Source organism: Pseudomonas citrullilanati (assembly GCF_030580855.1).
Classification (GTDB): domain Bacteria; phylum Pseudomonadota; class Gammaproteobacteria; order Pseudomonadales; family Pseudomonadaceae; genus Aquipseudomonas; species Aquipseudomonas citrulli.
Genome location: NZ_JAUQOP010000038.1, coordinates 12,728 through 38,181 on the forward strand (window position 1 = coordinate 12,728; position 25,454 = coordinate 38,181).

General features: G+C 65.1%; 14 protein-coding genes. 11 read left to right on the forward strand and 3 right to left on the reverse strand.

Annotated elements, in window-relative coordinates:
• Window positions 1–103: 103 nt before the first annotated feature.
• On the reverse strand, window positions 104–4,915 hold the full coding sequence (locus Q6A48_RS21020) for a dermonecrotic toxin domain-containing protein (protein ID WP_304556154.1): 4,812 nt from the start codon (window positions 4,913–4,915) through the stop codon (window positions 104–106).
• Between the two features lie 200 nt (window positions 4,916–5,115).
• On the opposite strand from Q6A48_RS21020, the gene Q6A48_RS21025 reads away from it, so the two are divergent.
• From Q6A48_RS21025 to Q6A48_RS21045, 5 genes are all read left to right on the forward strand, one after another.
• Window positions 5,116–6,141, forward strand: a complete 1,026-nt coding sequence (locus Q6A48_RS21025) for an Ldh family oxidoreductase (protein WP_304556155.1) — start codon at window positions 5,116–5,118, stop codon at window positions 6,139–6,141.
• A 395-nt stretch (window positions 6,142–6,536) separates the two neighbouring features.
• Window positions 6,537–6,962 (forward strand): GlcG/HbpS family heme-binding protein, encoded by a 426-nt coding sequence (locus tag Q6A48_RS21030; RefSeq protein WP_304556156.1) that lies wholly within the window; start codon window positions 6,537–6,539, stop codon window positions 6,960–6,962.
• A 157-nt stretch (window positions 6,963–7,119) separates the two neighbouring features.
• On the forward strand, window positions 7,120–7,956 hold the full coding sequence (locus tag Q6A48_RS21035) for an AraC family transcriptional regulator (RefSeq protein ID WP_304556157.1): 837 nt from the start codon (window positions 7,120–7,122) through the stop codon (window positions 7,954–7,956).
• A 53-nt stretch (window positions 7,957–8,009) separates the two neighbouring features.
• A complete protein-coding gene (locus Q6A48_RS21040) occupies window positions 8,010–8,612 on the forward strand; it encodes a LysE family translocator (RefSeq protein WP_304556158.1) in 603 nt (200 codons plus the stop codon).
• Between the two features lie 116 nt (window positions 8,613–8,728).
• Complete coding sequence (locus tag Q6A48_RS21045) at window positions 8,729–13,837, forward strand: dermonecrotic toxin domain-containing protein (RefSeq protein WP_304556159.1); 5,109 nt, start codon at window positions 8,729–8,731, stop codon at window positions 13,835–13,837.
• 14 nt (window positions 13,838–13,851) lie between these two features.
• Here the strand turns inward: Q6A48_RS21045 and Q6A48_RS21050 are convergent, their stop codons facing one another.
• Window positions 13,852–14,805, reverse strand: coding sequence for a class I SAM-dependent methyltransferase (locus Q6A48_RS21050; RefSeq protein ID WP_304556160.1), 954 nt, complete (start codon window positions 14,803–14,805; stop codon window positions 13,852–13,854).
• Window positions 14,806–14,848: 43 nt separating this feature from the next.
• Window positions 14,849–15,529 (reverse strand): murein L,D-transpeptidase catalytic domain family protein, encoded by a 681-nt coding sequence (locus tag Q6A48_RS21055; protein WP_369811723.1) that lies wholly within the window; start codon window positions 15,527–15,529, stop codon window positions 14,849–14,851.
• 163 nt (window positions 15,530–15,692) lie between these two features.
• Between Q6A48_RS21055 and Q6A48_RS21060 the strand changes: the two genes are divergently transcribed.
• From Q6A48_RS21060 to Q6A48_RS21085, 6 genes are all read left to right on the forward strand, one after another.
• Window positions 15,693–17,243: a L,D-transpeptidase family protein gene (locus Q6A48_RS21060; RefSeq protein WP_304556162.1), complete on the forward strand. Its 1,551-nt coding sequence runs from the start codon at window positions 15,693–15,695 to the stop codon at window positions 17,241–17,243.
• Window positions 17,244–18,310: 1,067 nt separating this feature from the next.
• Entirely contained in the window at window positions 18,311–20,872 is a 2,562-nt protein-coding gene (nirB, locus tag Q6A48_RS21065; RefSeq protein WP_304556163.1) for a nitrite reductase large subunit NirB, read from the forward strand.
• The gene (gene nirD, locus Q6A48_RS21070; protein WP_304556164.1) at window positions 20,872–21,258 is read left to right on the forward strand and encodes a nitrite reductase small subunit NirD; all 387 of its coding nucleotides are present in this window, start codon (window positions 20,872–20,874) and stop codon (window positions 21,256–21,258) included. The genes nirB and nirD overlap by 1 nt, the downstream gene beginning before the upstream one ends.
• A 240-nt stretch (window positions 21,259–21,498) precedes the next feature.
• Window positions 21,499–22,008, forward strand: a complete 510-nt coding sequence (locus tag Q6A48_RS21075; protein ID WP_304556165.1) for a sigma-70 family RNA polymerase sigma factor — start codon at window positions 21,499–21,501, stop codon at window positions 22,006–22,008.
• Entirely contained in the window at window positions 22,005–22,952 is a 948-nt protein-coding gene (locus tag Q6A48_RS21080; protein ID WP_304556166.1) for a FecR domain-containing protein, read from the forward strand. Before Q6A48_RS21075 ends, Q6A48_RS21080 begins: the two co-directional genes overlap by 4 nt.
• Window positions 22,953–23,017: 65 nt before the next feature.
• The gene (locus Q6A48_RS21085) at window positions 23,018–25,441 is read left to right on the forward strand and encodes a TonB-dependent receptor (RefSeq protein ID WP_304556167.1); all 2,424 of its coding nucleotides are present in this window, start codon (window positions 23,018–23,020) and stop codon (window positions 25,439–25,441) included.
• Window positions 25,442–25,454 lie beyond the last annotated feature (13 nt).

Genomic DNA, 25,454 nt, shown 5'->3' on the forward strand with positions numbered 1-25,454 from the left:
CATCAAATGAGCCGGTTTTCATCCAGAGACTCGAACAACGCCCACCTTCGCACACACATCGTGAAAAAAAGATCAACGTCACCCAACAGCCCATTGCAGTCGCTCACGCCGGGTCGAGCCGCCGCCCCAGCTCGCAGATGAGCAGGGTCATGGAGTCCGCGTTGCGCAGGATGACCTTGATGCGTTTTTCCGCCTGGTGGGGGTCCAGGAAAACGTTGCGCGCTTGATCCAGGTTCCTCGTCCCGGTCATTTCCAGGATGGCCTTGACCGTCTCCTGGTGACGGGGAATCAGCTCCAGGCTCTTGGACACGTTGGCGACGCTGTCCCATTCACGGAACAGCTTGGAGCGCGGCGTATTCAATGAAAGCCCGTTGCGCTGCAGGTCCTGCTGCTGGTCATGGGCCGCCCGCCCAAGGTGCGTGGCCCGCGCGATCAGGTCCAGGAAGGGCAGCGGTGCATCCAGGTAGGCGATGTCGAGCGTATCGAACAATTGGTGGGAGATTTCATGGATGAGCGTTGCCGCCTGGGCATGGGCGTCGACATTGAATGTGTCCGGGACCAGTGCCTTGTAGTTATCCAACCCCGCATCGAAGAACAACTGGGTGAGGTAGATCCGGCCCATTGTCCCTGGCTCGAGCACGAACGCCGTCGCGCCCTCGGCAATGCTCTTGAGGTTGCCGATGACGATACGCTGGCCGTTCTGCGATAACCAGGTCGGGTTGGCCAAGGCCTGGCACAGGGGCGAGATCGCCGTGTGGATCGTCTTGATCAGGCCGGCGTCGACGGTATGGACGCCGAAAAACGACTTGAGGAACGTATCCAGCCGGGAGCCCGAAGGTGGTCCTTGCTTGACTTGCTCAAGGTTGTGAAGGGCGTTGGCGCAGTAGAACCGCGCCATTTCCAGGGCTTGCACGATGCCCGTGGCCTGGCGCGGGTATTTGCGGCGTATTTCGTCCATGCCCCGGGCTTCGATGTTCAGCGTCTCGCCCGCCTTGTGGTCGCTGTAGGCATTGGCCAGGGTGGACATCACTTTGCCGTAGCGGATGGTCTGTCGTTGTGGATCGATCAGCCATTTGCGACGATCGTGGGAAAGCTTGAGCAGCGGGCCCTCGCCGTTTTCATGGATCACCCGCCAAGTGCGGTTGGCCTTGGCCACTTCGAAGACCTGGCCGGCCACGCTGGTGTAGAACCGGCCGGACGCCTGGGCCTGGTAGATGCTGTCGATGGCGGTCGCCTTGAGGTCGGCCAGGCTCACTCCTTGGGCGACGAAGGCTTGCAGGTTGGTGCGGGTCGGCGCGGTGGACGCGATGTCCTGCCAACGCGGTGGCATCACCCTGCGGATAGCCTGCGCATCGGGTTCCACCGGGGCGAGCAGGCCGAAGGTGTCGTCGCGGTTCATCCACCCCAATGACACCATCTCGGCGGCGCCGGCGATGAAATTGTGCAAGCCGGCCTTCCAGTCGTGCTCCTGCAATGCTTCGGCAGAGGCCTTGAAGTCCTGGTAGCTTTCCCAGAGCGTTTCGATGAAGGCCAGCTTGCCCTGCAATTGTCGGCCGATGAACTTGACCCCGGCGCTGAACAGGTGCAAGACCGTCTCCCAATCGAATTGGCGATGCTTGTCGGCCTGCGTGCCGAGCATCTGCGACAACAGTTGCCGGTTGTCGTTGAACAAGGTGTCGAGCAAGTTGGACTGGATCGGTCGACTGCCCAGGGTGATTTCCGACAGTTGCCCGACGGTGCTGGCGAACAGGTTCTTGAACGTGGCTTGCTGATGGTCCGGCAGTCGGCGAATCAGCAGGTCCTGGAGCGCCCCCGGGATGTTGAAGGCGCTGACAACGCTGGCTTCATCCTTGAACTCGATGAAGCTGTGGCCGACATGATAGGGGGCATACAGGATCTGCGGCCCGGCGGCGCCGCCTCGGCCAATCAGATACAGGCCCACCGCCTTGACCGCCGCGGCGCCAGCGGTCTTGATCAGTTCCAGCGGACGTACCAGGGCATCGGCGCCTTCCACGGCTTGGCGCGCCAGGCCGTCGGGGATGTCCAGTACCTGGCGGATCAGGTCGAAGGCCGTTGGCGAGAGATGCTGTTGCAGGTGCCGCGCGTGGGCATGCTGCAACAATTGCCAAGGTACCTGCCGGCGGAACCTGCGCTTCCTGTCCTCGACCGCCGCGTCGGTGTCCGACAGCTTGTCCAGCACCTGGTTTTTGTAAGTGGTGGGGATGTCCAGCGACAGCAGGATTTTCCGGATGGCTGCTTCGTCCAGGCTGTCCGGCAGTTTCTGCCCGCGGATGGAGGAGATCTTGAACCCCGGAGCGGCGGTGACATTGATGTGGTTCAGGGCAAACTCGGTCAGTGACATGGCCGGGCCAGCCAACGCCAGTTTCGGTGTGATCAGCAGCGTGGCCGGGTCGAGTTGCTGGTCGGCGAAGCGCGCGGTCAGCAACGCCATGAGCCTGGCGTCCACATAGGCAGACAGGGGCTCGATACCGTCGAGATAGTCCTTGCCGTCGCTGACGCTGTCCTTGTATTGCTCCAGCAGGTCGATGTGCAGCCGTTGGTCTTCGAGGGCTGCGGTGCCGAGCCAGGCGGGCAGTTTCTGTTGCCAGCGGTCGGTCTCGGCGATTTGCGCGGCCCGCGCCAGGTTGGTGGGGGCGCCTCTGCCGACCAGCGCCTTGAGACTGTCCACCAGGGCGGGACCGGCGAGGCGCCAGGCCCCGGCTTTCAGCTGCATCAGGTAACCATGCTCGGCTTCGAAATAGCCGATGAACGAGCTCATCCGGTTGACCAGCACGTTGTCCTCGATCAGCTCGAACGCCTCCAGGCGATAGACCCCATGGGGCTTGCGTTGCGCCGGCGGCAGGTTGGCGAGCAGGCCGAAGCGCTTGTGCGGGTCCAGCAGGTAGCGGTCCAGTTGTTGTCTGGCCAGTTCAACGGAGGCAAAAGCCCGCAGGCCATCGGCGGGCGTCCAGACGATCCCCAGGCCGGAATAGGGCGTGTCCAACCCGCCACGTTCGGTCAACAGGAAACAGTTGGCCAGGGCCAGGGAAACCGTCGAGCCATCCTGGGTACAGGCCAGTCGCAACGAATAGACGTCGGGCCGGAAACCCTTGACCCCCAGGCGCTGGGTACGATTCGGGTTCTTGGCGTCGAAGGCGAACACGGTCCGGATGAGATCGTGCGCGGCGGCCGGCAGGGTGCCGTTGAGTTCCCTGAGTTCGGCTTCTGCGCGCAAGCCCTGGGAGAACACGTGGGTCAGTTCGGGCAACAACTTGCGAAGCGCGTCGTCCAGTGCCACGTCGGTGGATTGCGGCAACTGGCTGAACAGGCCATTGAAAGCCTGGTCGACCGTTCTATAGCTGTTGCCCTGGCGCTCCAGCCGGTCCGCCATGAAGTTGGACAGGCGCAGTTCCCCGTAAAAAGAGGGCTGGGTGTTCCAGTGCCCCTGGGTCTGGCGTTCCAACAGCTTGCCGTTGATCAGGCTGCGGATGTCCAACGCTTTGTCGACCAATGCATGAACGTCCATGGCGCCCTGGCGCGACATCTCCATGGCGTAGTGCAGGTTGTTCATCTGTTTGTCGATGATCGCCCCGGCCAAGGACTCGAACACCGGGTACTGGACGGACTTGCCCGACACCTGCGGCTCGTCGAGGCGCTGGAAGCGGTTGCGCTCTTGCAGGCTGAGCAGGCTGTAGAGCGCATCCTTCTTGGCGACCGTGGCGGGTGCACCGAGCAGCGCGGCCTTGAACCCCAGGTGGTTGTCGACGCTCAGCAGGCCGTGGTGGGGGGTATAGAGGTAATGTTCCTTGGCGCTGATCATCAGTGCGCCGGCCAGTTCGACGTAAAGCGGTGCGTATTCCCAGAGACGAACCGACTCGACGAACAGCAGCGGTTCCTGCGGGCGCGGGGAACGGTACAGGCGCAGCAGCTCCTGGCTTTGCGCTTCGCTCAGTTGGCGTCGCTCGCGCTGGAGCAGCACGGTAGCGCGAAAGCCATCGCTGATGACCTGGGCGAGCAAGTCCCGGCGCGACCTGTGGAACGGGCCGATGGCATCCCAATAAGCGTCAAGGCGCGCGGTGAGCTTGGGGATGAGGTTCCTGGCCGTGTCCCTGAGAATGGCTTGCCATTGCTGGTTGTTGGACGGCGTCGTCGTGATGCCCGGGTGGATGAAGTCGACGTCATGCCCGGCGGGTCGGCCCTGATGGTGAAAATAGACCAGGACCGCCTCGCTCAGGGACAGGTTGCGAGTGACCCGGCCTGCACCTGCCGAACCCGGCTCGGCGTCAACGCTCAGCGCGACACGGGCCTGTTTGTGGTCGAAGTTCGACAGCACATCGTTCAAGACCTGGTCGAGCATCGAGGCCAGCGACGGCAACTCGACCAGTTCATTCAGCATGGCCTGGGCATTGAGCCCCTGGGCCTGTTCAACGGACTCGATCAGGGCGGCGAACACGTCACCGCTGATGGCTTGGCTGGACGTGGTGATGACGGCGCTGCCGTTCAGTTCGGTGCGCTGGGGGATCGACAGCCAGTGAAACAGCTCGGCCCGTTGCGTCTTGTCCTTCAGCAGGGCCTCGATACGGCTGTCCAGCGCCCCCGGGTCGTCGAACTTCTCGATGCCGCCGTAGGGCGTATAGAGGAATGCCGGCTGGGCGGTCGTCGTGCGCTTATCGGCCAGGGCCTTGAGCGTGAAGCAGCCGGCCAGGGGGATCGGGGATTTTCCATCGCCCTGCAGGTGGATCGACTGCGCGGCCATCGGTGGGGTTTGCGCCTTGCGCAACGTGTCGCTGGACAGGGTCGCGTGTTTCAGCCAGTCGAGGTCGGCCTGGGTCAAGCCGTGGCTGTCGTCCAGTTCGTCCAGGCGATTGGCGTCCAGCACGTGGGGAAACAGCAAAGGCGTGGGGGCGGTGGTCATCGTCGTGTCTCGATCTAGGCGCCGTTGGCCGGCGCATCCATGGGAAGCGACCAGAGTGGGCAAGAACGACGCGGCGCAGGCGGTACATAGTTATCGCGTGAACGGGCAACAGTTGACAGTGCGCGCGCGAAGCGGTGTTTAATCACGGGCTGGCCCGACCTACGCTGTTGCTACCTCCAACAATCATTCTGGAGCTTCAGATGTCTGCGCAATCCGAACACGCTGGTTCTAGCACCCTGTCCCTCGATGCCTTGGTGAATTTGCTGGAAAAGATTTTCCTCAGGCATGGCACCTCGCCCGAGGTCGCCCGGGTCCTGGCTGAAAACTGCGCCTGCGCCGAGCGCGACGGCGCCCATAGCCACGGCGTGTTTCGCATGCCCGGTTATGTCTCGACGCTCAAGAGCGGCTGGGTGAGTGGCCGGGCGGTGCCGGTGGTCGAAGATGTGGCATCGGGGTTCGTGCGGGTCGACGCCGCCAACGGGTTTGCCCAGCCGGCCCTGGCCGCGGCGCGCCCGCTGTTGGTGGCGAAGGCCCGCAGCGCCGGCATCGCGGTATTGGCGATTCGCAACTCCCACCATTTCGCCGCGCTCTGGCCGGATGTCGAGCCGTTCGCCTACGAAGGCCTGGTGGCGCTGAGCGTGGTCAACAGCATGACCTGCGTCGTGCCCCATGGCGCCGACCGTCCGTTGTTCGGCACCAATCCCATCGCCTTCGCCGCGCCACGGGCCGATGGCGAACCCATCGTCTTCGACCTGGCCACCAGCGCCATCGCCCACGGTGACGTGCAGATCGCCGCCCGCAAAGGCGAGTTGTTGCCTCCCGGCATGGGCGTGGACAGCCTCGGCCAGCCGACCCGTGACCCCAAGGCCATCCTGGAAGGCGGCGCGCTGTTGCCGTTCGGCGGACACAAGGGCTCGGCACTGTCGATGATGGTCGAGCTGCTGGCCGCGGCGCTGACCGGCGGAAATTTCTCGTTCGAGTTCGACTGGAGCAACCATCCAGGTGCCAAGACGCCATGGACCGGCCAGTTGCTGATCGTGATCGACCCGAGCAAGGCCGCCGGCCAGGACTTCGCCCAGCGCAGCCAGGAACTGGTCAGGCAGATGCATGGCGTCGGGCTGCGGCGCCTGCCGGGGGACCGGCGTCATCGCGAACGGGCCCGATCCGCCGAGGGGATCACGCTGGATGAGCAGACATTGGCGCAGTTGCAGGCATTGGCCCAGTGACCTCAACAGGTGTTTTCGCCAGGTGTTCGGCTCGACGCTGGCGGATGGGCGAATGACGGTGATCCTTCGTTCCGGATAGATGTGTGTTGCGTCATGTGTGCGAGCCTGCTCGCGAAGGCGGCGGTCCAGTCGCACATCCGCTCGCTGGAATGCCGCTATTCGCGAGCAGGCTCGCTCCCACCATGAGGGGTGGCGAGGTTTTATAGAACCCATACCAGCGGCGGGGTCCTGGCCCGGGAACAGCACCGCGTGAACTGGTCGTGTGGATGACAGGTCAACATTCATGGATCCATTGATGACGTACCCCACAACCTTTTTGAATTTTAGTTGGCTCAAATCCCCTCGAAACCCAATACTCGGCAGCAATGTTCCTACCGCATGAACGGGGGTGATAGATGAAAACCAAAGCGGTGCTCACCGAACAGGACGTTGCCCAGTTACTGGTCGCGGCCAAGGAACTGGCTCATCAGCGGCAATGGGCGGTGTCGGTCTGCGTGGTGGACGATGGCGGCCATCCCCTGGGGTTGTTGCGCCTGGACGATGCCTCGCCGCTGTCGGCCTACATCGCCACCGAAAAGGCCCGGACCGCCGCCATGGGGCGGCGTGACAGCAAGGTCTTCGAGGACATGATCAACGGCGGCCGCTACGCCATCCTGAGTGCCCCGCACCTGCAAGGTATGCTCGAAGGCGGCGTGCCCATCCGCCACGACGGCGTGTGCATCGGTGCGATCGGCGTATCCGGGGTCAAGGCCGAGCAGGACGCCGAACTGGCCCGGCTGGCACTGGAGACGGTGTTGCCGGTCATTACCCCGGATGCCTGAGCCGTGTGTCAGCAATGGCGCCGTTGATTGACGTACCGCTTTGGTGAGCAGGCGCGCTCCCACGCGACTGCATGAAAGCGGTTGCACAAATCTTCCAGACAGCCTTGGCCCCGGGCAGTTAATCTGTCCGGGAAGCAGGCACAAGCGGGGCAGGGCAATGACGGCGCGTAATTGGATCGATCTCAAGCAGGACGCGACGTCCGGCATCGAGACCGTGCGCGCGCATTTTGAAGGGCATGCCTACGATCCCCATTGGCACGACGCCTACCTGGTCGGCGTCACCGAGCAGGGCGTGCAGCAGTTCCATTGTCGCCGCCAGCAACACAACAGCACGCCGGGCAAGGTTTTCCTGTTGGAACCCGGCGAACTCCACGACGGCCATGCGCCCCAGGCCGATGGGTTCACCTACCGCACCCTGTACCTCGAACCCCATTGGCTGGAGCGGGAGCTGCGCTCGTTGTTCGACGTCGCGCCCGACCACGGGCAACTGGGATTCGCCGCCACCCTGGCCGACGATGCGCGGTTGGCCAGCGCGACGGCCCTGGCCTTCCAGAGCCTGCACGACCAGGAAATCCGCATCGTCCGGCAGACCGCGCTCGACACCTTGCTGGCCAACCTGACCCAGCACCTGCATTGGCGGGCACGGATCAACCCCGACCCGCGCTTGCCGCTGGTGGCCCAGCAGGCCCGTGACTATCTGCACAGCCACCTGCACGAAGACATCGGCCTGGACGACCTGGCACGGGTCACCGGCGTCGACCGCTTCCGCCTGACCCGTGCGTTCAAGGCCGCGTTTGGCCTGGCGCCCCATGCGTACCTGATCCAGCTGCGCCTGGCCCGCGCCCGACGCCTGCTGGCCCGTGGCGAAAGCGCCGTGACGGTGGCGGCGATGCTCGGTTTCGCCGACCAGAGCCACCTGGGCCGCTGGTTCCAGCGGGCCTATCGGCTGAGCCCGGCGGATTACCGCAAACGCTGCTCAATTGTTCCAGACTGAGCACGCCCGAGGCGGGATGATCGAAAGACGATCATCCACCGAGACGTTGCTCCATGGACCAGTTACTGCCGTTTGCCTTGTTCGCCTTTGTCGCCTCCATCACACCGGGCCCGACCAATATCCTGGTATTGAGCCATAGCTCGCGCTTTGGCTTGGCGCCCACGTTGCCGATCATCCTGGGGGGCTGCGGCGCGGCGGCGCTGCTGGTGCTGCTGGTCGGGACCGGCCTGGGGGATGTGCTGGCGCGCCATGCGACCGTGCAGACCGTGCTGTCCTGGGCCGGCATCGCCTGGCTGAGCTGGATGGCCTGGCAGATTTTTCGTGCCCCGGCCGAGGCCATTGACCCGGACCGCCCCGTCGAAGGTCCGCGCCTGGGCCTGGCGGGGGCGGCCGGCTTGCAACTGGTGAACCCGAAGACCTGGATGATGGCGCTGGCGGTGGTGAGCGTATTCGCCGGCGCCGAAGCCGATCGCACGGTGCGGGTAGCCTGGCTGTCCCTGGTGTTCTTCGCGATCTCGATCCCGTGCTTGACCGCCTGGGCCTACCTGGGTCGTGGCGCCGCCCGGTTCTGCCGTTCCGCGGTGGCGATGGGGCGGTTCAACCGGGCCATGGCCCTGTTGTTGCTGGTGTCGGCCTGGCTGACCCTGGTGGTGTAGCCGCGTCCTGCCCGGCCTCGCAACCCCTTGCAATGGTTGGGCGGTACCCAAGGACCTTCGATTCGGAGAGCATCGGCCCCTTCCAGATCCGTAGCCCCCAAGGAAGGAGGTCCATCATGTCTACCCTCGATACGCCTATCGAGTTTATCCAGGCCCGGCTGCCCGCCTGGCTGAAGCGGGCCACCCGGGCCGAGCAGGAACGCTTCAGGGTGCTCACCCGCCAACTCCAGCGCGACAGCGATGCGCTCAATGCGCTGCTCAGCGACCTGCCGCCACCCCATGCCTTCACCCTCGATCGACTCAAGGTCGAGGCGCAGGTGCAAGGCTGGGCCCAGGTCATGGGCTTCGGCACCGTGGCGGACGCGATACGCCGGGCCAGGGTCCGGCGTGGGCCCTACGTCACCGATCCCTCGCTATCGGTGGTCGAAGCGGCCATGCGCAATTACCCGCCCGCCGACGCCGTGGTCGGCGGCGATTTCGACCGCAAGGGCCAGCTGTACATCCAGGGCCGGCGAGGGGAGTTCGATGAGGGCGGTGTCCCTTCGAGCACCGCGGCCTTGCCGATGACGCCCGCCAGTTTCGCCAGCCTTTGTCGCCGGCTGGACGTGGGCGGCGCTTACCGGCAGGTGCTGGAAAGCCGGCTGCCCCGTATCGGCGTTGAACTGCCTGGGGTCGCCATGGCCTACCTGGCCTACGCGCGCAGCCTGTTGGCCCATGATGCGTACGAGGCCAAGCTGGACGGACGCCTGGACACGACCGGCGAACGGTTGCTGGCCCATGTCGGTGTCCAGCTGGGGGACGTGCCCGTGGCGCCCCTGGCGTGTGAGGTCAAGGCGCTGCAGTTGTTGTCCGTGCCGTTGTTTGGCGCTCGTGTGTACAGCGGGCTGGCGGGCGATGCCCAGGGTGTGAAGCCGGTCATTCTGCACCTGCCCCATGACAGCGTCGCGCCGCTCCAGCAATTCCCCAGCCTGCAGGCCCTGTCAGCGGCGCTGACCGAACGGGTCCGCAGGCGCAGTTATCGCCAAGGCCTGATGCATTACCTGCCGCTGCGCTTGCAGGCCAGCCTGGGGACGGCCCTGCATGACCAGGTTGAATGGAAGGTCACGGGCAACCTCAACCTGTTCCAGGAAATTCATGCGCGCATCACCGGCTGGCGCGAGGGTGAACCGGGCGAGCCGGGCAGTGAGCGGCGGGTGCGCATTCCCACGCCCAGGGTGGCCTGGAGCCTGGATGACCTGCGCGAAGACCCCTGGCATGCCTGCTACCACGAATGGCGCGGGCATACCCTGGGCAACGCCTCGGCACTGATGGTCCCGACCCGGGACCAGGACTGGCGCGCACTGCTGGCCCGGCTCGAGTACTGGGAGAGCCTGGTGGAACGCTCGCTGATGGTGGCCGCGACGTTTTTTCCATTCTGCGCGCCCATCGGCATGACGGCCGCGGCCGTGGGCGGGGTACGCCTGCTGTATGAAGTGTTCGAAGGCATCCAGGCATTCAACGCAGGCCACGCCCAGGAAGGCATCGAGCACCTGTTCAACGCGCTGTTTGGCGTCGCCCAAGGCGCCTACCTGGGGTTCGTCGGGGCGGTCATCGAACCCATGCCCGTGCATGACGGCACCCTGCGCCTGTGGAATGGCGATGTCACGCCGTTTCAGGCGCGGCAATTGCCGCCAGTGGAGGCGGTGCAGGATGCCTGGGGCGTCTGGCGCACGGATGACCACGCCTGGGTTCGGATCGACGAGCGCTACTTCGAAGTGCAGGGCAGCGCCGACACCTTGAACCTGCGCCTGCCTTCCACCCATCGTGGCGTGACGCCGCTGCTGGAGTGGAGTCGTGACGGTGGCTGGCAATGGGTCCATCGCAACCCCCTGCAGCGTAACAACCTGCAACTGTTGCGCACTTTTGAGCAGACTCCCGTCGAGCTCGACGACAGCACCCTCGTCGCCCTGCAACGGCAAACCGGTATCGATGAAGCGCACCTGCGTTATTTGCAGGTCCAGGGGCAGCCGATGCCGGCCATACTCGCCGACACCCTGGAGGAAGCCAGGAACTGGCAAGCGGTCCGGCAGGTCATCGCGCGCCTGCGCCGTGGCGAGGCGCCGGGAGCCGGGCATTTTCGCATCGTCCAGACCCTGGCCGACTTGCCTGGCTGGCCTGAAGGCTTGACGCTGCTCTACCACGACGGCGAGAGGTTGTACCCCGTGGGGCACCGGACCGATACCCGCTTCTTGCGGCTGAACACAGACGACCTGGCCCATGACGACTGGGCGGCGCGTATCCTGGCGGGCCTGAGCCTGGACGAGCAGGGGGCGTTGCTGGGGCAACGCAGCCTTGGCCTGCGCCCGATGGAGCGCAGCCGCTTGCTGGCCGAGCGCTGGAGCGAGGGCCTGGAGCGCGATACCCATCGCGTGACCACCTCGATGGCCCGCTCCATCGAACCGGAGCCACTGGCTGCGCCGATAACCCGGGCCTTTGCCGACCTGCCCGTGTCCATCGCCAATGAACTTGTCCAGCAGGCCTCGGGGGCCGATCGCCTGCGCCTGATGGAGGGGCGGGTGTCGGAGAGCCTGGGCAAGCGGTGTGCCGAAGCCCTGCGGGAGCTGCGCCTGACCCACGCGCTGCGTGCCCTTGAGCGCGGCGAGAGCAGCGTCGACCGGGACCGCATCGTCATGGGCCTGTTAGGCGACATGAGCCGGTTGCACGGCCGATTGCACCTGCGCCTGTGGTTGCGCGAGTGGCCAGAGCCGATCGAGGTGGGTGAACAGGGCCCGTTGAAAGTCATTCGCCAGGAAGGTGAGCAATACCACCCCTTCGACGAGAGTGGGGATGACCTGGCGTCGGCAGCCAGCCTTGAAGAAGCATTGCTCAGGGCGCTGCCGGACGATGCCCGCCAGGCGTTGGGCCTGAATATCTGGGAAGCGCCGAAACTGCGGGCGCAGTTGCTCGCACAGGCCCTGGAAGATCGCCAAGGCCTGCGTCGCCACCTGGCGATGAAACGCCAAGGCAGCGGCGGGTCCCGTCCGCAGTGGATCAACGGGCGCCTGGCCTATCCCCTCAGCGGCCGGGGCCGGCTGCCGTTGCACGTCTGGCACGGGAGCCTGGAGCAACGCCTGGAGCGGTTGTACCCGACCCATGCCGGGGAGCGCCTGGCGCAGTTGCGCCTTGACTTGGCCGCCGATGCCGAGCGCCAGGGCATCGACCTGGAAACGTTGATCACTCGCCTGGAACACGACTGGACCGTCCTGGACCAGGGGTTGCGCCAGTGGGAAGAGCATGACGGCCCGAACCATCCCGCCGAAAATGCCCTCGATCCCGAATCCCGGGCTGTCCAGCGCTACGCCGTCGTCCGGGAAATTCGCCGCGCCTGGCGGCGTGAACCCCATCCGAACACCGACAACCACGAACTGATGTTGTGGCTCATCGGCTTCAACGTGGGCGAGCTTCCTCCCATCAACGTGCGCCTGGACCATATCCGGTCGCTGGTGTTGTCCAATATGGGCCTGAGCGAGGACCCTTCGGCCTTCCTGCGGATGTTCCCCAACATCAATACGCTGCATCTCTACAGCAACGACCTCACCGCCATCCCCGCCGCCATAGGGGAACTCGGTTCGCTGGCGGAACTGTCGATGAGCGACAACCCGCTGAACCTGCACGCCGACCTGTTTGCCCCGCTGCTCAGCGCCGGACCGGCCAGCAGGCTGGCAACCCTGGAACTGTCCTGGCTCAGCAGCGGCGCCGAGGCCAGCGTCAATGCCCAAATGACCGCCGCCATTGGCCGGCTCGCCGAGCTGCCGGCCCTGCGTGAACTGGTCTGGAACAACAACCTGCATTTCAGCGACCAGCAGTTGCATGCCATCACCGCCTTGCCGCACTTGCGCGCACTGAGCCTGGTGCGTTGTGGCCTGCGCCTGAACGAGCAGGGCAGTGCCTTCCTGCGCTCGGCCACGGCCCTGGAGGATTTGCGCCTGAGCGACAATAACTGTCGGGAGCTGCCGGCGTTGCCGGAGCTGGTGAACCTGCAAGAGCTGGGATTGGCCCGGACCGGACTCGAACAGGTGCCGTCACTGGCGCTGGCCATGCTCACCCGGCCCGCGACCGAGTTACTCTCCATCGATCTGCGAGGCAACCGCATCAGCCATGTCCCGGATGAGGTGTTCGCCGCGCTGAGCCGCTTGCCGAACGCCCCTTCCCGGGACATATGGTTCGACGACAATCCGCTGCAAAGTGCACAGATCCGGGCCCTGCGGGCCATGGTGCCGGATGCCTTCAGCTACACCGTCGACGACTGGCTGAGTAGCTTTTCCAGCCTCCAGCGAGCGCTGGAAGTGGCGCGTGACGATGCCGGAATGCGCCGCTTCATCGACTGGTTCTCAGGGTCCATCTACGACATCGCCGCGGACCCGGAAGTGGTCCTGAGCGTCGATCAGCGGCGCAGGGCGATCGCCCTGTTGCAGCACTACATCGGCTACCGGAACGTGCATGGCGCCCTGGCCAGCCGGCTTGCCGACTTCGACCGGCAACTAGGCCAACTGCGCACGCGTTTGCAAACGCGCATCCTCGACCGCCAGCCCCCCGATTTGCTTGAGCTGGAACTGCACCTCGTCATGTTCGAATCGGTCATGCGCGCCCGCCTGCAATCGCAAGGCACGCCTTATGCCGGTTTCCTGACCGAGCAATACGTCTTCTGGACCCATCGATTGGAGGCGCGCTACCCCGAAAACCAGGAACGACTATCGCACATGACCCGCGAGAGGTTCATTGACTGGCTGAGCGATGCCCAGGACACCTTCGACAACAACGATCACGCCCCCCGTCCTGGGGAGTTGACCTGGCGCCCCTACCTGGGCCTGATGTCCAGCGACTGGCAATGGGGGCTGGCGAGCTGGGACGCGGTGGATGAGGCCTTGGTGGATGCCTTCGCCGAGCCGGTGAACCCTTCCCGTTGGCCCCGGGTATTGCTGGAGAACCTGGTGCAGCCAGAGGCTGACTTGCCCAGCCCCTGGGAATCGGTGACCGAGGGCGAGCGGACCGTCTGGCGTCGCGTGGCGCTTGAGCCGGTGGCGGATGTGGATTGGGCCGCGGGCCGGCCTGTGACACTCACTGAAGACCAACTGCGGCGCACCATGGCCATCTACCGTTCGGTCAAGAGCCGGGAGATCGAGGCGTTGGTGCGAAGGATCACCACCGACCTGGTCACCCCTTGGTGGCCGCAGCGCCCGCAGTAGCCGTCGCGAAAGGGTCAGCCGTTGTCCGCCTGGCTGACCCTGAACAACAAGGCCTTGAGGCCACAGGCCGGGTCGGCGTCGGGAAACTCCGGCGGGTTGTCCAGGCGTCGCTCGAACGCCAGGCCCGGCGCTTCACGGGTGACGCCGTCGATGAGGAAGTCCGGGCCGGTGGCCGGGTCGTTGCTGCAGGCCAGGACGCTGCCGTCGGCGCTGAGCAGTTCCGGCAAGCGGCGCAGCACCCGTTGGTAATCCTTGGTCAACAGGAAGCTGCCTTTCTGGAAGGTCGGCGGGTCGATGATCACCAGGTCGTAGGGGCCGCTGTTGATCACCTTGCCCCAGGACTTGAACAAGTCATGGCCGAGGAAACTCACCTGGCCCAGGTCATGGCCGTTCAGGCGATGGTTGTCGCGGCCACGGCTCAAGGCGGCGCGGGACATGTCCAGGTTGACCACGTGCCGTGCGCCGCCGGCGATGGCCGCTACCGAGAAGCCGCACGTGTAGGCAAACAGGTTCAACACGCGCTTGCCGCGCGCGTTGGCCCGCACCCAGTCGCGGCCGTAGCGCATGTCGAGGAACAGGCCGTTGTTCTGCTTCTTGCCCAGGTCGATCCGGTAGTGCAGGCCGCCTTCGGTCAGGGTCCACTCGTCGATGGGCTCGCCCACCAGCCACTCGGTCAGGCTTTGCGGCAGGTAGCGGTGTTGCATCGCCAGGGTATGGGCCGGGCTCTGCTGCCAGGCCAGCGAGGCCGCCAGCGCCAGCAGCATCGACGTCAAACTCTCAAGCTGCGCGGGCTCAGGCGCCTTGAACAGCGAAACCAGCACGACGCCCTGCAACCAATCGACAGTAATCTGCTCCAGCCCCGGCCAGCAGCGGCCGCGGCCATGGAACAAGCGCCGGGTTTCCTCGGGCACGGAGGCCAGGGCGGCCAGTAAGTGAGTGTGCAGGGTTTGAAGGGCTTCAGGGTTCATCGGGCACGGCCAGCAATTCGAAAGGCCGGCATTTTAACCACGCTTAACCGCCATTGGCGCCCAGAATGCTCGCCACCTGCTGGGGCTTGCAATTGAGGTAGGCCGAGCGCTTGAGCCAGCTCGGGTCCGGGTACCAGGAGAACATGAATTGTCCACCCTTGAGCTTGTCGATCACCTGGCGGGCCACCTGCGGGCGCACGGCCGGGCAGCCCTGGCTACGGCCGATACGGCCCTGGCGCTGGCTCCACAAGGGGTTCACGTAGTCGGCGGCATGGATCACGATCGCCCGGTCCCGGGCCAAGTCATTGAAGCCCGGCTCCAGGCCGTCCATGCGCAACGAATAACCATGGGTGCCCTGGTAGCTTTCCTGGGTGCGGAACAGGCCCAGGCTGGACTGATAGCTGCCTAGCTGGTTGGAGAATTGCGTGGCGAAGTTCTCCCCGGACTTCTGCCCGTGGGCCACCAGGTCGCGCAGCACCAGTTTTTTCTGGCGCAGGTCGAAGATCCACAGGCGACGGGCGGTGGATGGTTGCGAATAGTCGATCACCGCGAGGTGGCGGGCCTGGGAGGCGCCATTGGCGACGGCGCATTGCATGGCGCTCAAGGCACTTTTCAACGCCTGGGGATTGAGTTCCGGCGCCGCGTGGGCGAGGCTGTTGTAAAGGCGCTGGGAATTGGGCTGGCCAGCCAGCGCCGGGCCGCCGATGACGGCCAATGTCGTCATGACCAGGCCGATCCGGCGCAGCAGGCCGGACACGCTTGGAAGGTTCCCACGGCGGTGTGTGTTTGCGGCATCCCGTCCGGTCTTGTTCGTTTGCATAATGGCGGGTCGTACCTGTCGCAACGTTTGACCGTCAACCAGACGGCCATGGAGTGGAGTAAAGCAGTTGTTCAAAAAATCCGCATGTTACCTGAGCCTTTTAATGCTCACTGTGCCATTGGTCGCGACAGCCGAGGACAACGATCCGGCGCGGGTGCAGACCACGTTGGCGCAATTGTCGGTCACATGCCCGGAGGTGGCGGCGAGTGTCGACTTTCCGGCGATGATCAACTTGCAGGCGTTCTATGAGCAAAACGCAGGCCAGGAAATCTGGTCGACCGACGGACGACGGGAGCGGTTGGTCCAGCAGTTGCAACAGTTGGCCGATGACGGTCTGGATCCGGCGCGCTACAGCCTGCCGGCCGACGGCGCGCTCCAGGGAGCCCATTGCCTCGACATCGCCATCAGCCAGCGCTACCTGCAAGCCTTGTATGACCTGCGTTTCGGCTACCTGCCCCAGGACCGCTTGGAGCCGGTGTGGAAGGCCACCCCGCAAGCCGTGGACCGCCCGGCGCTGGTGCTGACCATTGCCGTACCCGGCGTGCAGGACCTGGCCGGGGCGTTCGAACAGGCGCGGCCGAACCTGGACCTTTATCGCAACCTGCGCAGCCTGTATGCGCGGTTGCGGCAACAACCCTTGTCCGATTGGCAGCCGGTGCCGGGCGGTCCGCTGCTGCAACCGGACAAGCAGGATGCCCGCATCCCGGCGCTGGCCCGGCGGCTGTACCACGAGGGTTACCTGAGCACGCCGCCAGTCGAGGGGGACGAGCACTACGGCCTGCCCCTGGTGGAGGCGATGAAGCACTTCCAGCTCCAGCATTCGCTGCAAGCCGATGGCGTGGTGGGGCCGTGGACCGTCACCGAGTTGAACATCAGCCCGGCGATGCGCCGCGAACAGTTGCGCATCAACCTGGAGCGCATGCGCTGGCTGGCCCAGGACCTGGAGCCCGACAGCGTCCTGGTCAACGTCGCGGCGGCCCAGTTGACGGTCTACCAGGGCGGCGCGCCAGTCTGGCAGACCCGGACCCAGGTGGGGCGCGCCCAACGACAGACGCCACTGCTCAAATCCCGGGTGACCCGCCTGACGCTCAACCCGACCTGGACCATCCCGCCAACCATCATGCGCGAGGACAAACTGCCGGAGATCCGCCGCGACCCGGAATTCCTCAACCGGCAGAACCTGAAGATCCTCGACCGCGATGGCCTGCCGTTGACGGCGGCGGAAATCGACTGGGAGCATCCGGGCAACCTCATGCTGCGCCAGGATCCAGGCCCGAAGAACCCGCTGGGCAAAATGGCGATCCGCTTTCCCAACCCGTTCTCGGTCTACTTGCACGACACCCCGAGCCAGGCTCTGTTCAGCAAAGGACCGCGGGCGTTCAGTTCAGGCTGCGTGCGCATCGAGCAAGTGCTGCACTTGCGCGACCTGCTGGTGAGCCCGGCCGAACGCACCCGTACCGACACGCTGCTGGCCACCGAGCTGACCCACGAGTTCAGGTTGGCCAAGCCAGTGCCGATCCTGCTCGGCTACTGGACGGTGCAGGCCGACAGCCAAGGGCAGGCGACGTACATCCCGGATGTCTATGGCCGCGATGTGACCCTGTCTGCCGCCCGCTAGGAACATCCCCGACTTTCGAGGTGCAGCACATCCCAGCGTGGAATCGCACACCCCGTGTGGGAGCGAGCCTGCTCGCGAAGGCGTGACCCATCCAACATCCCCGCCAACTGACCCACCGCTATCGCGAGCAAGCTCGCTCCCACAGGATTTTGGGCTGTACATGCCAATGCGGAGTTCCCACATCCCATGTGGGAGCGAGCTTGCTCGCGAAGGCGTCAGCCCATCCAACATCCCCGCCAGCTGACCCACCGCTATCGCGAGCAGGCTCGCTCCCACAGGATTTTGGGGCTGTACATGCCAATGTGAAGTTCTCACATCCCATGTGGGAGCGAGCTTGCTCGCGAAGGCGTCAGCCCATCCAGCATCTTCGCCAACTGATCCACCGCTATCGCGAGCAGGCTCGCTCCCACAGGATTTTGGGGCTGTACATGCCAATGTGAAGTTCCCACATCCCGTGTGGGAGCGAGCTTGCTCGCGAAGGCGTCAGCCCATCCAACATCTTCGCCAACTGATCCACCGCTATCGCGAGCAGGCTCGCTCCCACAGGATTTTGGGGTTGTACACGCCAATGTGAAGTTCCCACATCCCGTGTGGGAGCGAGCCTGCTCGCGAAGGCGTCAGCCCATCCAGCATCTTCGCCAACTGATCCACCGCTATCGCGAGCAGGCTCGCAAACAGGGAATGTCGAGGCTGCACTTTTATGAAGCCACCCTGGCCGGATCGCACCATGGGAAGGCAGCCATTGCCCTGAGGCTGCAACCCTTGCAGTGCCGACGCCGCTGTCCGCAAGCCCACGCCCGCAAGGGCCGAGCCGGGGAGCCGTGTTGAAATCCCTGGGTTGGCACGCTCGCTGCAATAGCCTGTCCAGGCCCACCGCGAACACACTCGAGTGGGCAGCCCCGTCGGTCAACGAAGATCGAGCGCCAGCAGGCCGGGGATAACGGTAGATCGGGGCGCAGTCGCCGGGTCGATACCGCACAGAACAGGCAAAGACGCCTGGAACCGAAAGGTTTCAGGCGTCTTTTTTTTGCTTTCAAAATCGTGATGGGCTTTTGTCGGGTGCTTTTATGAATTCCAACGTTGCGTCTCTGAACAAGCTGCAAACGCTGATCGTGATCGGCAATGGCATGNTCGGCCATCATTGCGTCGAGCAACTGATCGAGCGCGGTGCCCTCAATCATTACCGCCTGCATGTATTCAGCGAAGAGCCGATGCGCGCCTATGACCGCGTGCACCTGTCCGAGTATTTCGCCGGCCGTGACGCCGAATCCCTGGCCCTGGGCGAGGCGGCTTTGTACAAGACCCCGGGCGTGACGCTGCACCTGGGCGTGCCGGTGCTTGCGATCGACCGCCAGGCCCGCCAGGTCGTCACCGCCGGGGAGCGCCTGGGCTACGACAAACTGGTGCTCGCCACCGGTTCCTACCCGTTCGTGCCTCCCATCGAGGGGGCAGAAGGGGATGCCTGCCTGGTCTACCGCACCCTGGAGGACCTGGATGCCATTCGTGCCGCCGCCAACAATGCGCGGCGTGGCGTGGTGGTCGGTGGTGGCCTGTTGGGGCTGGAAGCGGCCAACGCGCTCAAGAGCCTCGGCCTTGAGGCCCATGTGGTGGAATTCGCCCCGCGGCTGATGCCAGTGCAATTGGACCCGCAAGGTGGCCTGGCCCTCAAGGCGCGGATCGAGTCGCTCGGCGTCGGCGTGCACCTGTCCAAGGGCACCCAGTCCATCAGCGCCGGAGAGCAGTACCGCTACCGGATGAATTTCGGCAGCGACGATTTCCTGGAAACCGACCTCATCGTATTCTCCGCCGGCATTCGCGCCCAGGACGCCCTGGCGCGTCAAAGTGACTTGCACATCGGCCCGCGCGGCGGCGTGGTGATCGACGACCAGTGCCTGAGCAGCGACCCGGACATCTACGCCATCGGCGAGTGCGCGGCCTGGAACGGCAGCGTCTTCGGCCTGGTCGCACCGGGTTACCAGATGGCCCGCAGCGTCGCGGCGCAACTGTGCGGCGACCACGGCGAAGCCTTCACGGGCGCCGACATGTCCACCAAGCTCAAGTTGCTCGGTGTCGACGTCGGTTCCATCGGCGATGCCCAGGGCCAGACACCGGGCGCACGCAGCTTCCAATTCATCGACGAAACCAGCGCCAGCTACCGGCGCCTGGTGGTGGATGCCGATGGCAAGCGCGTGATCGGCGCGGTGCTGGTGGGTGACAACAGTTACTACGACACCTTGTTGCAGTACATGCAGAACGGCATCGCGCTGCCCAAGGACGCGACCAGCCTGATCCTGCCGTCCTCTGAAGGCGCCCCGACGCTGGGCCCGGCCGCGTTGCCGGCCGCTGCGACGATCTGTTCATGCCACAACGTCACCAAGGGCTCGATCTGCTCGGCCATCGACGCGGGCTGCACCGACCTCGGCCAGCTCAAGTGCGACACCAAGGCCGGCACCGGTTGCGGTGGGTGCGCCGCGCTGGTCAAGCAGGTGTTCGAGCACGAACTGATCGCCCGCGGCGTCAGCGTCGACAAGAGCCTGTGCGAACACTTTGCCTACACCCGCCAGGAGCTGTACGCCCTGGTGCGGGTGGAAGGCATCATCAGCTTCGATGAACTGCTGGCCAAGCACGGTCGCGGCCACACCGGTTGCGACCTGTGCAAGCCGGCGGTGGGGTCGATCCTGGCGTCGTGCTGGAACCAGCCGATCATGGACCCGTCCCTGGTGCCGTTGCAGGACACCAACGACACGTTCATGGCGAACATGCAGAAGAACGGCACCTATTCGGTGGTGCCGCGTATCGCCGGCGGCGAAATCACCGCCGACAAGTTGATCGCCATCGGCGTGGTCGCGAAGAAATACGACCTCTACACCAAGATCACCGGCGGCCAGCGCATCGACCTGTTCGGCGCGCAGTTGCACCAGTTGCCGGACATCTGGGCCGAACTGATCGAAGCCGGTTTCGAGACGGGCCACGCCTACGGCAAGTCCACTCGCACGGTCAAATCCTGCGTCGGCAGCACCTGGTGCCGCTACGGCGTGCAGGACAGCGTGCAAATGGCCCTGGCGATCGAAGACCGCTACAAGGGCCTGCGCTCGCCCCATAAGCTCAAGTTCGCCGTGTCCGGGTGCACGCGCGAATGCGCCGAGGCGCAGAGCAAGGACGTCGGCGTGATCGCCACCGAAAAGGGCTGGAACCTCTACGTGGCCGGCAACGGCGGCATGCGGCCTCGCCACGCCGAGCTGTTCGCCACCGACCTGGATGACGCGACGCTGATCCGCTACATCGACCGCTTCCTGATGTTCTACATCCGCACCGCCGACAAGCTGCAACGCACCTCGGTCTGGCGCGAGAGCCTGGAGGGCGGCCTCGACTACCTCAAGGAGGTGATCATCGACGACAGCCTGGGTCTGGGCGCCGAACTCGAAGCCCAGATGCAACTGGTGGTCGACCGCTACGAATGCGAATGGGCCAACGCCCTCAAGGATCCGGAAAAACTCAAGCGCTTCCGCACCTTCGTCAACGATGGCCGCGGCGATCCGGACGTTCATTTCGTTCGCGAGCGCGGCCAGCGCCGGCCGGTCCATGCCGGCGAACTTCACCTGATTCCCGTCACCGAGGAGGTGCTCTGATGAGCCAGTCAAACGTCGTTCGTCTCTCCACCCGCGAGGCCGCCCAGGCCCCCGTGCAATGGCGCGTCCTGTGCAGCCGCCAGGACCTGGTGCCCAACTCCGGCGTGGTCGCCTGGCACGACGGCAACCAGGTCGCGTTGCTGTATCTGCCCGGGCAGCAGGACAAGCCCCTGTACGCCGTCGATAACCGCGACCCCAAGTCCGGGGCGAATGTCATCGGCCGGGGCCTGTTGGGCAGCATCAAGGGTGAGCTGGTGATTGCCTCGCCCCTGTACAAGCAGCACTTTCGCCTGGAGGACGGCCATTGCCTGGAATACCCGGAACAGCGCCTGCGGGTATGGCCGGTGCGCTTGAACGGGGATGTGGTGGAGATCGGCGAGGGTTGAAAGGCACCTGGGCCTGGCCCATCCGGGGGCGAGGATAGCTCTGCGCGCCCGTCGGCGATGCCGCAGGTGCCCAAGGCACGCCATGCCAGTCATCAAGGAGTCGATTAACGCCCATCGGTGGAGGCCCCGGCTTCCGCCGTTTTTTTGCCTGGTCGCAGCGCCTGGATCTAAGAGCCTGGATTCGCTCATGAACATTAATTAGAATCAGTCTCATTTAAGACCTTGCGCAGGCTTCTCGATATGGGTGATGCAGCTTCGCCGACGGAACAGACCCTCCATGTGTTGTACCGAGACCACGGCGGCTGGCTGGAAAACTGGTTGCGGCGCCGCTTGGGCAATGCCTGGGATGCGGCGGACCTGCGCCAGGATACCTTCCTGCGCGTGCTCTCCAGCTCCCAGGCCTTGGCCGACCTGCAGGAACCCCGGGCCTATCTGCTGACGGTGGGCAAGCGGCTGCTGAGCAACTTCTACACCCGACGCAACCTGGAGCAAGCCTATCTCGACGCATTGGCGAGCCTGCCCGAAGCGTGCGTGCCGTCGCCCGAACAGCGTTGGCTCCTGCTGGAAACCCTCCACGCCCTGGACGAACTGCTCGACGGCCTGCCGCCCCTGGTCCGGCGGGCCTTTCTCTGGAGCCAGCTCGAAGGCCTGGGCTATCGGGAGATCGCCGAGCGCCTGAACGTCTCCGAGCGCACCGTCAAGCGCTACATGGCCCAGGCCTACGAACACTGCCTGTTGGTGGACTTTTGAACCGCCAGGGCCCGACGCCCGAAGCCCGCGATGCTGCCCGGGCGGCGGCCCGCTGGTTGACCCTGCTGGAATCGGCCGACGCGGCATTCGATGCCGCCGCGCTGCAACGCTGGCGCGACAGTAGCCTTCATCATGAGGCGGCCTGGCAAAAGGCGCTGCGGTTGCGCCAGCGTTTCGCCGGGGTGCCGGTTTCCGTGGGCATGGCCACCCTGGATCGCCCGGACATGGCCCGCCGCGGGGTGCTCAAGCGCGCATTGGGCGTCGCCGCCCTGGTGCCCACCGCCTGGCTGTTGGGCCGGGAACTGCCACTGGACGTCTGGCGGGCGGACCTGCACACCGCCACCGGCGAGCAGCGACGTTGGGCCCTGGCCGATGGCAGTGCCTTGCAATTGAACACCGACAGCGCCGTGAACCTGGACCTCGCGACGCGGCGCCTGGTGCTGGTCCGCGGCGAAATGGCCCTCAAGGTCGCCGGGGACGGGCCGTTGTCGATCCAATCGCCCCATGGCCTGGTCAGCGTCAGCCGGGGTGAAGCCTGCCTGCGCTTGAGTGAACGTGATTGCCGGGTCTCGGTGCTCGGCGGTTCGGTGCAGGTGCAACCGTTGCGCGGCCCCTCGCTGGGGGTGGAGCCGGGCCAGCAGGTCGATTTCCAGGCCGCGGGTGCGGGCCCGGTGCGTCGGTTCGATGTGCTGCAGCTGGGCTGGCGTGACGGCGTGCTGACGGCCCAGGACCAGCCACTGGGGAATTTCCTGCGGGACCTGGGCCGCTATCGCCCGGGCGTGTTGCGTTGGGACGAGGCGTTGGAGTCGCTTCGCGTCACCGGCAGTTTCCGCGTGGAGGATACCGACCGGATCCTCGCGCTGCTCTCGGCCAGCCTGCCGGTGGACGTGCACCGTCGCACCCGTTACTGGGTGACCCTGACACTTCGCAAGAATATTGCCTGAAGCCTGTCCCGTTTTTTCGTCTCGCTTGTCATTGAAGGCAACTGAACGAAAATGAGAGCGCCCCAATGCCCACAGTTGTACCTTTGTGCTTGCGCCCGACCTTCGCCGGCTGGCGCCCGCTATTGAACCTGAGCCTGCTGCTGAGCCTGAGCGCCAGCCCCTTCTTCATCGCGCCCAGCCAGGCCGAAGAGGCCGCGCGACGCAGCTACCAGGTGCCCGCCGGCAGCCTGGGCGCGGCCCTGACCCGGTTTGCCGGCCTGGCAGGGGTGAACCTGTCAGTGGACCCGGCGCTGGTGAGCGGGCGCAACAGTGCCGGGCTCTCCGGCGAGTACGGAGTGGAAGAAGGGTTTGCCCGGCTGCTGCAAGGGTCGGGCCTGCAACTGCAAGCGGTGGGTGACCAGGCCTACATCTTGATGCCCGCACCGCAAGGCGACAGCCTGCAACTGGCGCCAACGTCGATCCTCGGGGCCGGCGACGCCACGGACGCGCCGGTCTATGCCGGGGGCCAGGTCGCCCGGCGCGGCTCCCAAGGCCTGCTGGGTTCGCGGGACTTCATGGAAACGCCGTTCAGCATGACTACCTACACCAGCGAAACGGTGAAGAACCAGCAGGCCCGTACCCTGGGCGACCTGATCGCCAGCGACCCGTCGGTGCGCGCCACCAACCCGGCGGGCGGGCGCTATGAACAATTCACCATTCGCGGGCTGAGCCTGTTCAACAGCGATGTCGCCTACAACGGCCTCTACGGTGTCTTGCCGACCTACACCATCGACATGGAGATGGCCGACCGCGTCGACATCCTCAAAGGGCCGACCCAACTGATCAACGGTATCTCGCCGCGGGGCAGCGTCGGTGGCGGGATCAACGTGGTGCCCAAGCGCGCCACCGACACCCCCATCAATTCGTTCACCGGCAGCTATGCGTCCAACAACCAGTTGGGCGGTGCAGTGGATGTCGGCCGGCGCTTTGGCGAGGAGAACCAGTTCGGCCTGCGCTTCAACGGCGTGAAGCAATCCGGCGACACCGAATGGGATCACCAGAGCGTGGACCGCGAGATGGCCGTGCTGGGCCTGGATTTTCGTGGTGAACGCCTGCGGCTGTCGACGGATATAGGCCATACCGAACGCGACACCGACGCCCCCCAGGAGCGTGTGCAGGTAGGCGCCAATGCCCAGGTGCCGCACGCCAGCGACGTGCGCAGCAACTATGCCCAACCCTGGAGCAAGGCGCGCACCACCGACACGTTCGGTGCGGTGAATGCCGAATTCGATGTGAACGATGCCGTCATGCTGTATGGCGGTGTCGGCGCGCGCAAAAGCAACCACGATTTCCTCCGCCATGCCGTTTCGGTCACCAACGACGCCGGGGATTTCACCGTTTCGCCCCGGGACTTTACCCGCGACGAAAATGTCCGCACGGCCACCGTCGGCGTGCGCAACTGGTTCCACACCGGGCCGGTGAGCCATGAGGTCAACCTGGCGGCCAGCTATTTCTATATGGACTTCACCAATGGCGGCGCCCGCTACGCCAACGGCCGCAGCAACCTCTACGACCCGGTGGACACGCCAACGCCAGCCACGCCGACGCGCCAGGATGACAAGGTCTACACCGAGAACCGCTTCAGCGGCGTGGCGCTGTCCGACACCCTGGGCTTCTTCGACGACCGGCTGCTGTTGACCCTCGGCGCACGCTGGCAGCGGGTCAAGGTCGATGACTGGTCGAACGACGTCAAGGGCGACACCGCCTACGACGAGGAAAAGGTCTCGCCGTCCGGTGGCATCCTGTTCAAGGCCACCGACACGCTGTCGCTGTACGCCAATTACATGGAAGGCCTCAGCCAGGGCAAGATCGCGCCGTCGACCTCGGTGAACGAGGATGAGATCTTCCCGCCGTTCATCAGTCGCCAGGTCGAAGTCGGCGCCAAGTACGACACCGGACCGTTCGCCGTGACCGCCGCCCTGTTCCGCATCAAGCAGCCGGCCTATGCCACCGACGCGACGACACGGGTTTTCGGACCGAACGGCAAGCGCGAGAACACCGGCGTGGAGCTGAGCGTGTTCGGTGAGCCGCTCAAAGGCACTCGCTTGCTCGGCGGTGTGATGTACATCGACAGCGAGTTGACCGGCACCACCGACGGGCGCTTCGACGGCAACCGGGCTCCCGCGACGCCCAAGTACAACGTCAACCTGGGCGCCGAATGGGATGTGCCGACGGTACAGGGCCTGACCTTGACCAGCCGCGGCATCTATTCGAGTTCACAGTACCTGGACCCGTCCAACGACAAGCAAATCGACGCCTGGGTCCGTCTCGACGTCGGCGCCCGCTACGCCTTCAAGGTCGACGACAAGCGCGTCACCCTGCGCGCCAACGTCGAAAATGTGGCGGACAAGCGCTACTGGAGTTCGGCCGGGGCCTCGGACGACAGCGAACCAGGCTTGACGCTGTCGACGCCGCGCACCTACCTGCTTTCGGCGACCGTGGATTTCTAGTGGCCTGTACGGT

Coding starts and splice junctions, on each gene's coding strand:
- Q6A48_RS21020 (WP_304556154.1), bottom strand. CDS start 4,915: ATGACCACCGCCCCCACGCCTTTGCTGTTTCCCCACGTGCTGGACGCC.
- Q6A48_RS21025 (WP_304556155.1), top strand. CDS start 5,116: ATGTCTGCGCAATCCGAACACGCTGGTTCTAGCACCCTGTCCCTCGAT.
- Q6A48_RS21030 (WP_304556156.1), top strand. CDS start 6,537: ATGAAAACCAAAGCGGTGCTCACCGAACAGGACGTTGCCCAGTTACTG.
- Q6A48_RS21035 (WP_304556157.1), top strand. CDS start 7,120: ATGACGGCGCGTAATTGGATCGATCTCAAGCAGGACGCGACGTCCGGC.
- Q6A48_RS21040 (WP_304556158.1), top strand. CDS start 8,010: ATGGACCAGTTACTGCCGTTTGCCTTGTTCGCCTTTGTCGCCTCCATC.
- Q6A48_RS21045 (WP_304556159.1), top strand. CDS start 8,729: ATGTCTACCCTCGATACGCCTATCGAGTTTATCCAGGCCCGGCTGCCC.
- Q6A48_RS21050 (WP_304556160.1), bottom strand. CDS start 14,805: ATGAACCCTGAAGCCCTTCAAACCCTGCACACTCACTTACTGGCCGCC.
- Q6A48_RS21055 (WP_369811723.1), bottom strand. CDS start 15,529: ATGACGACATTGGCCGTCATCGGCGGCCCGGCGCTGGCTGGCCAGCCC.
- nirD (WP_304556164.1), top strand. CDS start 20,872: ATGAGCCAGTCAAACGTCGTTCGTCTCTCCACCCGCGAGGCCGCCCAG.
- Q6A48_RS21075 (WP_304556165.1), top strand. CDS start 21,499: ATGGGTGATGCAGCTTCGCCGACGGAACAGACCCTCCATGTGTTGTAC.
- Q6A48_RS21085 (WP_304556167.1), top strand. CDS start 23,018: ATGCCCACAGTTGTACCTTTGTGCTTGCGCCCGACCTTCGCCGGCTGG.